Genomic DNA, 13,458 nt, shown 5'->3' on the forward strand with positions numbered 1-13,458 from the left:
AAAGGTCCTCACCTGATCGTTGCGGGTCTACGTCCAGGGTGTCAGATGCCCGACGGCGTCACGCCGAGCTCGTGCCTGCCCGCGCCGACCTCGTAGGTCTCCCCGCGCGGGAGCACGACCGTGGCGGTCACGTTCGCCGGGATCTCGACCGTGAGCTCGAACCGGTCGTCCGCCTGGCGCCACTCGCTCACGATCGGGCCGCGGACGGAGCGGTACGTCGCCCGCACCCATCCGAGCGAGCCGGGCTCCGGCGCCACGAGGACGTGCTCGTAGCCCGGCCGCGCCGGCCGGATCCCCGCGACGTGCTCGTACAACCAGCGGCCGACGGAGCCGAGCGAGTAGTGGTTGAAGGAGTTCATCGCCGGCGTCTGGAAGCCGCCGTCGTCGGTCCAGCCGTCCCAGCGCTCCCAGATCGTGGTCGCGCCGTGGCGGATCGAGCAGCCCCACGACGGGAACGTGTCGGTCAGCAGCAACCGGTGCGCGACGTCGGCGTAGCCGGCCTCGCTCAGCACGGGGCACAGCAGCCCCACGCCGACGAACCCCGTCGTGAGGTGGAAGCCGTGGCGCGCGATGTTCTCCACCAGCCGCTCCGCCGCGCGCGGGCGCAGCGCCTCGTCGATCAGGTCCGTGTACAGCGCCAGCACGTAGACGGTCTGCGTGTCGCCCTCGATGTAGGCGTCCTCGCCGACGTAGGCGCGGTTGAACGCGGCGACGATGCCCGCGCGCAGGCGCTCGTAGGTCTCCGCCCGCTCGTCGCGCCCGAGGGCGCGCGCCATCTCGGCCATCAGCGCCGCGTCGTAGGCCCAGTAGGCGGTGGCGAGCACGTCGCGCGGCGTGTGCTCGCCGACCGACAGCCAGTCGCCGTAGTCGTTGCCGCGCCGCGCCGTCCACAGCAGGTCCGGGTTGTGGCGCAGCAGGCGGTCCATGTAGCGCTCCATCGCGTCCCAGTGGCGCCCGACCAGCCGCAGGTCGCCGTAGCGCCACCACAGCGTCCACGGCACGATCACGCCCGCGTCGGCCCACGCCGGCGCGCCGTCGCGCTCAACCACCAGCCGCGGCGCGACGTCCGGGTACGCGCCGTCCCCGGACTGCGCGTCGAGCAGGTCGTCGCCCCACTTGGTCATGAACGCGGCCACGTCCATGTTCAGCGCGGCGGTGGGCAGGAAGACCTGCGCGTCGGCGAGCCATCCGAGCCGCTCGTCGCGCTGCGGGCAGTCGGTCGGGACCGAGACGAAGTTGCCGCGCTGACCCCACTCGATGTTGCTGACGAGCTGGTTGACGAGCGGGTCCGAGCACTCGAACGTCCCGCTGCGCGGCATGTCGGAGTGCATGACGCGACCCGTGAGCTCGAACTCGTCGATGCCGCTGACCTCGACGTAGCGGAAGCCGTGGAACGTGAAGCGCGGCTCGTAGACCTCGCGCCCGCCGCCGCGCAGCACATAGGTGTCGAGCTGCCGCGCGCTGCGCAGGTTCTCGACGTAGAGCGAGCCGTCGGGCTGCAGCATCTCGGCGAAGCGCAGCCGCACGCGCGTCCCGCGCTCGCCCTCGACCTCCAGCCGCGCCCAGCCGGCCATGTTCTGCCCGAGGTCGACGATGTGGACGCCGGGACCGCGGCGCGTCACCGCGACAGGGCGGAGATCCTGCGTGACGCGCATCGGCTGCGCGCGCTCGGGCACGAGGCGCACGCCGTCGCGCGGGCGTGCGAGCACGGGATGCCACGCGCCGCCGGCGTGCCCGGGCTCCGACCACGCGCCGAGCTCGCGGCGCGCGTCGTAGCGCTCGCCCATCAGCAGATCCGAGTAGACGAGAGGGCCCGCCGAGGCGTGCCAGCGGTCGTCGCTTGCGAGCACCTCGACGCCGCCGTCCTCACGCTCCAGGTGCAGCTCGCACAGCAGCTGCGGCTCGCGGCCGTAGTGGTTGGCGGCGCGCTGCGGGTCGAAGCCGACGAAGCCCGCGTACCAGCCGGTTCCGGCGATCGCGCCGAGCACGTTCTCCCCCTCGCGAACGAGCGCCGTGACGTCGTGCGCCGCGTACTGGATCCGTTTGCGGTAGTCCCTCCAGCCCGGCGCCAGCACCGCGTCGCCCACGCGCTCGCCGTTGAGCCACAGCTCGAGCAGCCCGCGCGCACTCGCATACAGCGTCGCGCGCCGCACGCCGCCGCGCGACTCGAACGCGCGCCGGAGATACGGGCAGGGCGCGAGCCGCCGCACCAACAGGTCGCTCTCGTCGAGCTCCTCGTCGGTGCCCGGGACGGGCACCGCCGGATCGTGCTGCGAGTCGCGGGAGATCCACTCGGCCGTCCACTCGGCGAGGCCGGTGCGAAAGCGCGCCGGCTCGCTCACCTGCGAGGTCTCCCCCTCCCACACCTCGACCGTCCACTCGAGCTCCGACCCCGGGGGGAGCGGGCGGCCCGTGTACGGGATGTCGATGCTGCGCGCGGACTCGACGCGCCCGCTGTCCCACAGCGCCCCCACCCGGATCCGATAGGCAGTCTGGCGCGTCCCGTCCTCGAGCGCCCAGCTCAGCCGCGGCGCCGGGTCGTCGATGCACGGCACGTCCTCGCGGTGCTCGCACCGCAGTCCGACAGCTCGCATCCATCAGCCCTACGGGTCTGCCTCGCGAAGAGATCATGCGGATCGCGTGCGGGGACGCGTCGGCGGCGAGCCCGTCGAGCTCACGCTCGGCGCCGGCGACGGGCCGCCGCTGGTCGTCGAGCTCGTCACCCGCGGCCGGTCGGGCGCCGCCGCGCTGCCCGGCTCGGGCACCGACCGAGCTCCACTCTCACCGCGACTTAAGACAGGGGTCTAGCCCTGCCCTCAGGGGAAGCCGTGGCCGTCCATGCGATCAGCTGGATGGCCGGATCCCGCCTCCCAGGGTCATGGACGTGGGAGATCCATTCGACGACCACGGGAGCGTCGCCGTCAACGGCGGCCTGCTCACCGTCGCGCGCGCAGGCCCGCCTCCCGGCGAGGCCGCGGCCGTCGTGCTCGCCGTCCATGGGCTGACGGCCTCGCATATGACCTGGAGGGCCGTCGCGCGCGAGCTGCACGCGGACGGCGAGATCTGCCTGCTCGCGCCCGACCTGCGCGGCCGCGGGCGCAGCGCAGTGCTCCCGGGTCCCTACGGGATGGACTCGCACGTCGCCGACCTGCTCGCGGTGCTCGACGACGCCGGCGCGCCGCGCGCCGTGCTGGCCGGCCACTCGATGGGCGCGCACCTCGTGGCCTCCCTGGCCGCCGAGCATCCCGATCGCGCGGCGAGCCTCGTGCTGCTCGACGGCGGCGTCGCGGTGCCGTCGGCGACGAGCCGGCTGGACGACGAGGCCGCCGAAGCCGCAACGGCGGGGATCGTCGACCGCATCGGGGTCCCGGTCGCGACGGCCGCCGACTACATCGCCCGCTGGCGCAGCCACCCGGCGGTGCGGACCGCGTGGAACGACGACATCGAGGCCTATGTCCGCTACGAGATGACCGACGACGGGTGCGACGCGCACTGCGTGATCTCGCAGCAGGCCGTCCTGGTCGACAGCTTCGAGCTGCTGCTCGACGGCTCGGACCCCGCGCCCGCCGTGCTCGCCCGCGTCAGCGCCCCCGTGCGGCTGCTGCGCGCGTCGCGCGGGCTGCTCGACGACGAGCACCCGGTGATCCCGCTCGCCTCGCTCGACGCGCTGTTCGTGGCATGTCCGCAGACGCGCGTGGAGCGCGTCGCCGGCGTGAATCACTACACGCTGGTGCTCGGCGCCGGCCCGGGGCCGGCGCGCGTCGCCGCCGCGATCCGGCAGGCGGTGCACGAGCTCCCCGGCGTGCGCTGATCAGGCGGGGCGCTTCACGCGGCCACCGACGCGCCGAGGAACCGCAGCAGCGCCGCGTCGACCTGGTCGGCGTGCGTCCAGGCGATCGCGTGCGGGCCGCCCTCGATGACCACGAGCTCCATGCCGTCGATCAGACCCGGCAACCGCTGACCCGTGAGCTACCGCGCCTACCGGCTCCCGTGGAGCGGCCGCCCGGCGCAGGCGCCCAAGGCCGTCGCGACCGCGAAGGCCGGCGCGGTGACGGCGCGCGCGAGCTGGAACGGCGCCACCGGCGTCGCACGCTGGCAGCTGCTAGCCGGCCCGAGCCAGGAGGCGATGACCCCGGTCGCCGACGCGCCGTCCGCGGGCTTCGAGACCGCCGCCAGCGCCGCGACGCGCCAGCCGCTCGTGGCGATGCGCGCGCTTGACGCCGCCGGCAACACGCTCGCCACGTCCGCGCCGGTCAAGCCCACCGCATGAAGTCATCGGCGCGCCTCACGGCGGTGAGCGCCGTCGGCACCTGCCCGGGGATCGCTAGACGGCGAGTTGCGCGATCGCCGCGCCCGAGAGCTCGGACTTCGGGATGAAGCCCCGCGCGCCGCAGGACTTGGCGAGCGGCGCGCACTCGGTCGCGTCGCGCGTGGAGGTCAGCACGATCGCGCGGGTCGGGTCCTCGGTCGTCAGGCGCGTGGAGACCTCGATGCCGTCGAGGTCCGGAAGGCCGATGTCGAGCAGCACGACGTTCGGGCGCAGGCGCGGAACGGCCTCGAGGGCCTCGCCGCCCGTCGCGCTCTCGCCGGCGACGTCATAGCCGTCCGCCTCGAGCAGCGACCGCGCGGCACGTCGAAAGCCGGCATGGTCGTCGACGATCAGGACGGTGGTTGCCATGGATTACAAGATGCCCGGGATCCCGCATCGCGAAAACCGGTGGCACCACCCGTCCGGGCAGGTGGACAACCGCCGATGGGGTGCGGGTTGCCCACCGCAAGACACCGGGCAACCCGCCGTAACCGCTCGCTAGCGCGCCTCGACGCGCGCCGGATCGACCTCGACGCGGTGATCCGCGCGGCGCGTGCGCTCGCGATAGAGCTCCTGCAGCCGCGTCACGAGCGGGTGCAGCGGCTGGACCAGCGCGCGGCCGTCGAGCGCGCCGACCGGCACGATCCCCGCGCCCGAGCCGCAGACGAACGCTCCCTCGGCGCCATAGAAGTCCATCGGAAACAGCTCTTCTTCGACCGCCGGAATCCCTTCCTCGCGCGCGATCTCGAGCACGGTGCGGCGCGTGATGCCCGGCAGCGCGGCGCGCGTCGTCGGCGTCGCGAGTCCGCCGTCGCGGATCAGGAACACGTTCGCTCCCGTCGACTCGGCGACCGCGCCGCTCCCGTCCAGCATCAACGCGTCGTCCATCCCGCAGGCGATCGCCTGCTGCTTGGCCATGATCCCGTCGAGGTAGTTGAGCGACTTGACGTGCGCGCCGAGCGAGCGCGGCGCCTTGCGCGCGATCGCGCTCGTCATCAGCCGCACCGGCTCGGCGCCGAGGAATGGCGGGAACGGGTACGCCGACACGATCAGCGACGGCGCCTCGCAGCTGCGTGGGTCGATCCCCGGGCCGCCGAGCCCGCGCGTGACGATCGGGCGGATGTGCGCGTCGCGCAGCTCGCTGCGGCGCACGACCTCGCAGATGAGCTCGAGCAGCGCGGCGGGCTCCAGCGGCAGCTCGAGCCCGATCGTGCGCGCGGAGCGCGCCAGCCGCGCGAGGTGGTCGCGTGGGCGGAACAGGCCGCCGTCGAAGAGGCGCATGCCCTCGAAGACGCCGTCGCCGTACATGAAGCCGTGGTCGAAGATCGAGACGGACGCTGCGCCGCCGGCGACGAACTCACCGTTGACGTAGGCCGTCAGGCCGGAAGGATCGAACCCCATCTCCCGACCATACCGGCGTCCGATCCGTCAGCGCCAAGACGCGCCCGATCAGATTGGTTCGGATCTTGCTGAGTGCGCATAGGCGCCACGCCGCATTGCGCGAATTTGCAGTAGCTTGCGCTGACATCTCTGGCCTGGACATCCGTATAGGTTCCCGCCACATCTCGTAGGCAGGGGGGTCATGAAGCGCAGGGTATTTCTGGCGGTGACGACGGCGATCGTGGGGACGGCCGTCTTCGCGGGCTCCGCGGTTGCGGACGTCAGTCCCCCCGGCTGTCTCTCGAACAGCCTCGATCTCGCCGTGACCAAGGACCGCCTCACGGTCCGCAACGGCGACACGGTGAACTTCACCGTCTCGGCCGAGAACACGAAGGACACGCCCTGTGACCTCACAGGCGCGACCATCAAGCTCACGCTCCCGGGCCCAAGCGGCGCGGCGAACGGCCAGGTCATCACGATCGCGAGCAACATCAACATCCCCGCGGGCAGCGTGCTGCCGCGGCTGAAGACGATTCCGTGGGGCGTCGCGCTCGATCCCGGGGTGACGGTCGCGACGGCGGAGGCCACCGCCGACGGCGACCTGCACGACGTGGCGGTCGGCCTGCGGGCCGTGCACATCGTCAAGACGCTCGGCACGGGATCGACCCAGCCCGGGCTCTCGCTGACCAAGACGGCGTCGACGACGGGCGGCACGGCGCCGCTCCCGGTGACCTACACCTACACGACGACGAACATCAGCACGACGCCGGTGCCGTTGGCCAACGTCGCCGTGACCGATGACCTGTGCGCGCCGGTCACCTACGCCGGCGGCGACGCGAACGCCAACGCGCTGCTCGACGTCGGCGAGACGTTCACGTTCACGTGCTCGACCACGCACGCGAGTCCGGGGACGTACGTGGACACGGCCAACGCGTGCGGGGACAGCACGATCGACAACCAGAAGGTCTGCGCCCCGCGGAAGCAGGCGACCGTCGTGGTGACGGCGCCGCCGGTCTTCGTCGCGCAGAGCAAGCCGTCGAAGTGCATCTCGATCCCGAAGACCCTGTCGGTGCGCGCCAAGGAGCTGACGACGGTCAAGGTGACCGTGACGACCGGCACGATCGCCGGGGCGTCGATCAAGCTCACCGGGCCGGGCATCTCCCGGACCGGGAAGACGAACTCGAAGGGCACCGTCACGTTCCATGTGCGCCCGACCAAGAAGGGCACGCTGACGATCGAGTCCGACTCGTGCCTCGATGCCCAGCGCGTCAGCGTCAAGAGCGCACGGAAGACGCAGTCGCGGCAGGTCCCGCGCGTGACGGGCTGACGCTCGCATGCGCAGGGTGCTGTACGCCGTACCGGTGGCGGTCGCGCTCGTCGCGGCCGCCGCCGTCCCTGCTCACGCCGCGACGCAGAAGCTGTTCCGGCCGGGCAAGGAGTCCTACTTCGCGTTCGTCGACAAAGCCGTCGCGGCGCACGCCGAGCCCAAGGCGGCCTCGCGCACGGTCGCCCAGCTGAAGCTGCGCACGCCCGACAAGACCGACGAGCTGGTGCTCGTGGTCGCGCGCACCGAGGACAAGGCGGGAAACGGCTGGCTGCAAGTCAGCCTGCCCGTGCGTCCCAACGGGACCAAGGGGTGGGTGCCCGAGGAGGCGCTCAGCTCGCTGCAGCCGCTCGACACGTGGCTGAAGATCGACACGACCGCGCTGACGGCAACGCTGATCAAGGGCGGCAAGGCGGTCTTCCGCGCCCGCGTCGGCGTCGGGCAGCCGCAGTGGAAGACGCCGAAGGGCGACTTCTACGTCCGCTCCAAGCTCACCGGCTACGGCTCGGCGGGCTCGATGTACGGGCCGGTCGCGTTCGGCACCAGCGCGACCTCGGACACGCTGACCGACTGGCCGGGAGGCGGCTACGTCGGCGTCCACGGGACCAACGAGCCCGGCATCCTGCCCGGCCGCGTCTCGCACGGCTGCGTGCGGCTCAAGAACGCCGACATCCTCAAGCTGGCCCGGCTGATGCCGGTCGGCACGCCGGTCACGATTCGCTGACCGGCCGCTGGACGACCATACGAGCAAGAACGGGCGCGGACTGGCGATATCCCGGGCTGGAGATGACGACTTCCAGCCCGCTCGCCGCCGCGCCCGAGGGCGTCGGCGTCCTCACCTTCGGCTCGCCGGCCACCCCGGCCACGCTGATCGACGGCGCGGCGCTCGCCGCCGCCGAGCGCGCGGCGGTCGCCGCCGACGCCGCCAGCTTCCTGTTCCGCCACGGTCGCCGGCCGGGGCTGGCGACGGTGCTCGCCGGCGAGGACGCGGCGAGTCGCGTCTACGTCGCGAGCAAGCACCGCGCGTGCGAGGAGGCCGGCGTCGAGTCCTTCCGCCACGAGCTGAGCGCGGACGCCTCGCGCGCCGAGGTGCTCGGCCTGATCGACGACCTCAACGCGGATCCGGCGGTCGACGGCATCCTGTGCCAGCTTCCGGTGCCCAGGCACCTCGACGGCGCCGATATCGCCGCGCGGGTCGCGCCGGGCAAGGACGTCGACGGCCTCAGCCCCGCGAGCGCCGGCGCGCTCGCCCTCGGCCTCCCCGGCCTGCGCCCGTGCACGCCGCTCGGCGTGATGCGCCTGCTGGAGTCCACCGGCCGGCGGCTGCGCGGCCTCAACGCGACCGTCGTGGGCGCGTCGGACCTCGTCGGCAAGCCGGTCGGCCAGCTGCTGCTGCAGGCCGGCGCGACCGTGACGCAGTGCCACATCGACACGCGCGACGTCGCCGGCGCCTGCCGCACGGCCGACGTGCTGATCGTCGCCGCCGGCGTCCCCGGGCTCGTGCGCGGCGACTGGATCAAGCCTGGCGCGATCGTGATCGACGTCGGCATCAACCGCCTCGCCTCCGGCCTCGTGGGCGACGTCGCGTTCCACGAGGCGACGGAGGTCGCCGGCTGGATCACGCCGGTCCCGGGCGGCGTCGGGCCGATGACGATCGCCATGCTCCTGCAGAACACGCTGCAGGCCGCGTGGGGCCTGACCTGACGCTCAGATCTCGAACACGCGCAGCAGGCGCTTCTCGTGCTCGGACTCGATCCGCGCGACCACCTCGACGTGGTCCTCGAGCCCGGAGCCGCGGAGCTTGGCGGCGAGCAGGTTGTCGACCTGGAAGACCCCGGCGGAGTTGTTCATGTCGATCTCGACGCGGACGAGCTTGCGCTCGCCGGGGATGATCCGCACCTCGTCGATCGCGGCCGCCGAGAGCGCGTGCATGTTGGGCAGCCGCTCGATCGCCACGCGGCTGCGCCCGTGCTCCATGTCGAGCGCGTCGGCGACCCGCACGACGCCCGCCTCGAGCGTGAGCGGGCGCCCGCCGCTGCGATGCCCGATGATCGCATGCTCGATCTCCGACGCCAGCACGGTCCGCTCCGGCTCGTCGTAGGCGGCGAGCAGGCCGTCGAGGTGGCGCAGCGCGAGGAAGAGGCTGAACGCCTCGTGGTCGACGCGGTGGATCGACATGCCGATGTCGTGCAGCAGGCAGCCGCCCGCGATCACGACCTCCGCGTCCTGCCCGCTCAGCCCGTAGCTCGCCTCCATCGCCGAGCGCACCCCGCGGCGGTGCAGCAGCCGGAACAGGTGCAGGGCACGGTTGAGCACGATCTGCAGGTGCACCCACGAGTGATCGCTCATGTCCAGCCGGTCGGCGTTGACCTGCGAGACGTGCCAGCGCGCCTTCAACGACAGGTCCCCGTTCGCGGCCGCCAGGAAGGCGGCGAGCTTGGGGTTGCGCTCGCTCGGCGCATGGATGCGCATCGCGGCGACCGACTCACGCAACGTCAGTGTCGGTGTTGGTGTCTCTTCGCTCATCCTCAGAGATGATTGCCCGAATGGAGGCCGTCGTGCTCTGCGGCGTCCAGGGGAGCGGCAAGACGACGCTCTACCGGGACCGATTCCTCGCCACGCACGTGCGCGTGTCGATGGACCTGCTACGCACACGCGCGCGCGAGACGGCGTTCCTGTCGCTGTGCCTCGAGACGCGCCAGCCGTTCGTGGTCGACAACACCAACCCGACCGTGGCCGACCGGGCGCGCTACGTCGCGCCGGCGCGCGAGGCCGGCTTCCGCGTGATCGGTTACGTCGTCGAAGTCGACGCGGCGGTGGCCGCGGCACGCAACGCCGCGCGCGCCGGCCGCGCGCGGATCCCGGATTCGGGGCTGCGGGGCACGACCGCGCGCTTCATCCGCCCGGCGCCCGACGAGGGCTTCGACGAGCTGTGGCATGCGACGGCCGGGCCCGAGGGGTGGCGGATCGAGCCGTTGCTGACGAGCGGGCGACTGTTCTGAGCGCGCCGTCGCCGAGCGACTCGCCGCCTCGATCTCGGGCGAGCTAGAACAGGCTGGTCTGCGGGGGCGCGAGCGCCTCGTCGATCGCCGCGACCGTGTCGGCGCCGAGCGCGATCTCCGCCGCGGCGGCGTTCTCGCGCACCTGCTCGGGGCGCGAGGCGCCGATGATCGCCGACGCCACGTTGGGCTCGCGCAGCACCCACGCGAGCGCGAGCTGCGACGGCGTGTGGCCGGCCGCCTCGGCGACCGCGACGAAGCGCTGGACGCGCTCGAGCGTGGCGCGCTGGAGGAACTGGCCGATGAAGCGGCCCATGTCGCGCGAGCCGGCCCGGGTGTCCTGCGGCGGCCGCTCGCCCGGGCGGTACTTGCCGGTCAGCACGCCCTGCGCCAGCGGCGACCACACGACCTGGGAGATCCCATTGGCCGCGCACAGCGGGATCACCTCGGCCTCCGGATCGCGGTGCAGCGCCGAATACTGCGGCTGGCTGGAGACGAACCTTCGCACGCCCGGGATCGCCAGCGACTGGCGGATGCGCTCGACCGGCCACTCCGAGAACCCGATCGCACGCGCCTTGCCCTGCGCGACGATCTCGGTCAAGGCCTCCATCGTCTCCTCCAGCGGCGTGCTCTCGTCGTAGCGATGGCACTGGAAGAGGTCGACGTAGTCGGTGTTCAGCCGCCTCAACGAGGCGTCGAGCTGCTTGTGGACCTGCTCGCGCGACAGGCCGCGGTCGGTCGCCGACATCGCGAAGTAGGCCTTGGTGGCGAGCACGTACGAACCGCGCGGGTAGTCCGCCAGGATCTCTCCCCAGGCGCGCTCGGCGGTGCCGCGGCCGTACACGTTCGCCGTGTCGAAGAACGTGATCCCGGCGTCGAAGGCGGCGCGCGTGCACGCCTCGGTCTGCTCGCGGGCGACGCCGCCGGAGTAGGTCAGCCAGGATCCCAGTCCGATGGCGGACACCTCGATCGGAGAGTCACCGAGCGCTCTGTGCTGCATGACGCAATCGTGGCACGCCCCGCGAGGAGCCGGCCCGCGCCGGCTACGTCGCCGGCGTGAGGATCGTCCGGTCCACCACGTAGCCGCCGAACGGCAGGACGGCGCCGAGCAGGACGAGGGCCGTCGTGCGCGAGCTCCAGCCCGCGAGGTCACGCACCGACAGCGCGATGAAGACATAGGCGAGGAAGAGGACGCCGTGGACCGGGCCGAGGATCGAGACGCCGGCCCCGGAGTCCTCCGCGTGCTTGAAGTACGTGGCGACGAGCAGCGCGAGGAAGGTCGTCGCCTCGACGACGGCGACCACGCGCAGGGTTCGGAGCGAGTTCATGCTCCCCATTCATACTGGGCGCATGGATGTCCACGGCGCGTGCCCGCTCGACTGCCCTGACACCTGCAGCTGGATCGTCACGGTCGAAGACGGCCGCGCCACCCGCATGCGCGGCAACCGCGATCACCCGTTCACCCGCGGCGCGCTGTGCGCGAAGGTCAACCACTACCTCGAGCACACGCAGGCCGCGGACCGGCTGCTGCACCCGCTGCGGCGGGTCGGCCGCAAGGGCGAAGGGCGGTTCGAGCGGATCTCGTGGGACGAGGCGCTGCACGAGATCGCCGAGCGGCTGCTCGCGGTCCGCGACGAGTACGGCGGCGAGGCGATCTGGCCGTTCCAGGGGACGGGGACGCTGGGCTACATCCAGGGTCTCGAGGGCCGCGCCGGTCAGCGGCTGTGGAACGTGCTCGGCGCGTCGCACCACGACATGACGATCTGCTCGATCGCCGGCGGCGTCGGCGCGCGCTACACGAACGGCACCAACACGGGGATGGACCCCGAGACGTTCGCGCACTCGAAGCTGATCCTGCTGTGGGGCACGAACACGCTGACGAGCGGCCACCACCTGTGGAAGTTCATCAACGCGGCGAAGAAGGACGGGGCGCACCTGGTCGCGATCGACCCGCTGCGCACGCGCACCGCCGATCAGGCGCACGAGCACCTCGCCCCGCTACCCGGCACCGACACGGCGCTCGCGCTCGGGCTGCTGCACGTGGTGCTGGACGAGGGCGCCGAGGATCGCGAGTACCTGGCGGAGCGCACGCTCGGCTGGGAGGAGTTCCGGGAGCGCATCCTCGAGTTCCCGCCCGACCGCGTCGCCGCGATCACGGGCCTGCCGCAGGAGCGCATCGTCGAGCTCGGCAGGCGGCTCGCGCACACGCGCCCGACCGGCATCCGCGCCACGATGGGGATCCAGCGCCATGCCGGGGGCGGGATGGCGCTGCGCACGCTCAACGCGATCCCGGGCGTGACCGGCGACTGGCGCTACCCGGGCGGCGGCGTCTCCTACTCCACGAGCGGCTACTTCGGCGGCGATCGCGCGGCGCTGTGGCGCGACGACCTGCGCCCGGGTCCGGTCCGCTCGCTCGCCCACACGAACATCGCCGCGAACCTGCTCGACGTCGACGACCCGCCCATCAAGGCGCTCGTGATCTACGGCGCCAACCCGCTGTCGAGCAACCCGGGCTCGGCCGGCGTCCGCAAGGGCCTCGAGCGCGAGGACCTCTTCACCGTCGTGATGGAGCAGTTCCCGACCGACACCGTCGACTACGCCGACATCGTCCTGCCCGCCACGATGCAGACCGAGCACCTGGACCTGCACGAGGGCTACGGGCACATGTACCTGCTCCTCAACCAGCCCGCCGTCGAGCCGCCCGGCGAGGCGCTCTCGACGACCGAGACGTTCCGCCGCCTGGCCCGCGCGATGGGGCTGCAGGACCCGTCGCTGTACGACTCCGACGAGCAGCTGATCCGCACGCTGCTCGGCTCAGGCCACCCGTCGCTGGAGGGCATCACGTACGAGCGCCTGCAGGCCGAGGGATGGGTGCGACTCAACTACGCGACGCCGTTCGTGCCCTTCGCCGACGGCTTCCCCACGCCGTCGGGCAAGCTCGAGCTCGTGTCGGAGAAGGCCGCCGCCGACGGCTACGGCCGGCTCCCGGGCTACACGCCGCCCGCCGAGGCGGCGACGCCGTCGAAGGAGTACCCGCTCGCCCTGCTCGCGCCCGCCTCGCACTGGTTCCTGAACTCGACGTTCGCCAACCACCCGGGCCTGCAGGCCCGCGCGGGCGGCCCCCGCATCGAGCTGCACCCCGACGACGCGGTGACCCGCGGCCTGCAGACGGGCGACGAGGCGCGCGTCTACAACGGCCGCGGCGAGTTCGTCGCCGCCGTCGAGGTCTCCGACCGCGTCCGCCCCGGCGTGGTCGCCTCCACCAAGGGCCACTGGCTCAAGCACGTCCGCGGCGGCGCGAACGCCAACGCGACGGTGCCCGAGCGCGACAGCGACATGGGCCGCGGCGCCGTCTTCCACGACAACGGCGTGCAGGTCGAGGCGGTGCCGGCGGCGGTCGCCACCGCGCGGCGCTCAGCAGCACAACTTGAAGACCTCTGAGGCGT

The 13,458-nt window shown here is 72.6% G+C and carries 15 protein-coding genes; 8 read left to right on the plus strand and 7 right to left on the minus strand.

The annotated features are described in order from the left end of the window. Positions 1-41: 41 nt before the first annotated feature. Positions 42-2,594: a glycoside hydrolase family 78 protein gene (locus H958_RS41640; protein ID WP_051325045.1), complete on the minus strand. Its 2,553-nt coding sequence runs from the start codon at positions 2,592-2,594 to the stop codon at positions 42-44. A 46-nt stretch (positions 2,595-2,640) separates the two neighbouring features. On the opposite strand from H958_RS41640, the gene H958_RS47970 reads away from it, so the two are divergent. Both H958_RS47970 and H958_RS41645 read left to right on the plus strand, forming a co-directional pair. Further along, the gene (locus H958_RS47970; protein WP_196807650.1) at positions 2,641-2,808 is read left to right on the plus strand and encodes a hypothetical protein; all 168 of its coding nucleotides are present in this window, start codon (positions 2,641-2,643) and stop codon (positions 2,806-2,808) included. Positions 2,809-2,884: 76 nt separating this feature from the next. After that, a complete protein-coding gene (locus H958_RS41645; protein ID WP_196807651.1) occupies positions 2,885-3,811 on the plus strand; it encodes an alpha/beta hydrolase in 927 nt (308 codons plus the stop codon). A 14-nt stretch (positions 3,812-3,825) separates the two neighbouring features. Here H958_RS41645 and H958_RS48825 read toward each other — a convergent pair whose 3' ends face one another. Beyond that, a complete protein-coding gene (locus tag H958_RS48825; protein ID WP_255325474.1) occupies positions 3,826-3,954 on the minus strand; it encodes a hypothetical protein in 129 nt (42 codons plus the stop codon). Between the two features lie 10 nt (positions 3,955-3,964). On the opposite strand from H958_RS48825, the gene H958_RS0130915 reads away from it, so the two are divergent. After that, positions 3,965-4,270, plus strand: a complete 306-nt coding sequence (locus H958_RS0130915; RefSeq protein WP_028061489.1) for a hypothetical protein — start codon at positions 3,965-3,967, stop codon at positions 4,268-4,270. A 54-nt stretch (positions 4,271-4,324) separates the two neighbouring features. Here H958_RS0130915 and H958_RS0130920 read toward each other — a convergent pair whose 3' ends face one another. Beyond that, positions 4,325-4,678: a response regulator gene (locus H958_RS0130920; protein WP_028061490.1), complete on the minus strand. Its 354-nt coding sequence runs from the start codon at positions 4,676-4,678 to the stop codon at positions 4,325-4,327. A gap of 129 nt (positions 4,679-4,807) precedes the next feature. Next, positions 4,808-5,710, minus strand: a complete 903-nt coding sequence (locus tag H958_RS41650; protein WP_051325047.1) for an aminotransferase class IV — start codon at positions 5,708-5,710, stop codon at positions 4,808-4,810. Positions 5,711-5,891: 181 nt separating this feature from the next. Between H958_RS41650 and H958_RS0130930 the strand changes: the two genes are divergently transcribed. From H958_RS0130930 to H958_RS0130940, 3 genes are all read left to right on the plus strand, one after another. Further along, on the plus strand, positions 5,892-7,016 hold the full coding sequence (locus tag H958_RS0130930) for a hypothetical protein (RefSeq protein ID WP_156028429.1): 1,125 nt from the start codon (positions 5,892-5,894) through the stop codon (positions 7,014-7,016). 16 nt (positions 7,017-7,032) lie between these two features. Continuing rightward, entirely contained in the window at positions 7,033-7,737 is a 705-nt protein-coding gene (locus tag H958_RS41655; RefSeq protein ID WP_231379413.1) for a L,D-transpeptidase, read from the plus strand. Positions 7,738-7,799: 62 nt separating this feature from the next. After that, positions 7,800-8,717: a bifunctional 5,10-methylenetetrahydrofolate dehydrogenase/5,10-methenyltetrahydrofolate cyclohydrolase gene (locus tag H958_RS0130940; protein WP_081686471.1), complete on the plus strand. Its 918-nt coding sequence runs from the start codon at positions 7,800-7,802 to the stop codon at positions 8,715-8,717. 3 nt (positions 8,718-8,720) lie between these two features. Here the strand turns inward: H958_RS0130940 and H958_RS41660 are convergent, their stop codons facing one another. Beyond that, positions 8,721-9,539, minus strand: a complete 819-nt coding sequence (locus tag H958_RS41660; RefSeq protein ID WP_156028430.1) for an HD domain-containing protein — start codon at positions 9,537-9,539, stop codon at positions 8,721-8,723. Between the two features lie 20 nt (positions 9,540-9,559). Here H958_RS41660 and H958_RS0130950 point away from each other — a divergent pair, with 20 nt between their 5' ends. After that, a complete protein-coding gene (locus tag H958_RS0130950) occupies positions 9,560-10,015 on the plus strand; it encodes an AAA family ATPase (RefSeq protein ID WP_037412128.1) in 456 nt (151 codons plus the stop codon). Between the two features lie 43 nt (positions 10,016-10,058). On the opposite strand, the gene H958_RS41665 is transcribed toward H958_RS0130950, so the two are convergent. Both H958_RS41665 and H958_RS41670 read right to left on the minus strand, forming a co-directional pair. Beyond that, positions 10,059-11,012, minus strand: coding sequence for an aldo/keto reductase family protein (locus tag H958_RS41665; RefSeq protein ID WP_037412132.1), 954 nt, complete (start codon positions 11,010-11,012; stop codon positions 10,059-10,061). A 43-nt stretch (positions 11,013-11,055) separates the two neighbouring features. Then, positions 11,056-11,340: a DUF3817 domain-containing protein gene (locus H958_RS41670; protein WP_196807652.1), complete on the minus strand. Its 285-nt coding sequence runs from the start codon at positions 11,338-11,340 to the stop codon at positions 11,056-11,058. 22 nt (positions 11,341-11,362) lie between these two features. Here H958_RS41670 and H958_RS0130965 point away from each other — a divergent pair, with 22 nt between their 5' ends. Continuing rightward, positions 11,363-13,453: a molybdopterin-containing oxidoreductase family protein gene (locus H958_RS0130965; protein WP_051325051.1), complete on the plus strand. Its 2,091-nt coding sequence runs from the start codon at positions 11,363-11,365 to the stop codon at positions 13,451-13,453. The last annotated feature ends 5 nt before the right edge of the window (positions 13,454-13,458 follow it).

The sequence above is a fragment of the Candidatus Solirubrobacter pratensis genome (assembly GCF_000425945.1).
Taxonomy (GTDB): Bacteria; Actinomycetota; Thermoleophilia; order Solirubrobacterales; family Solirubrobacteraceae; genus Solirubrobacter; species Solirubrobacter pratensis.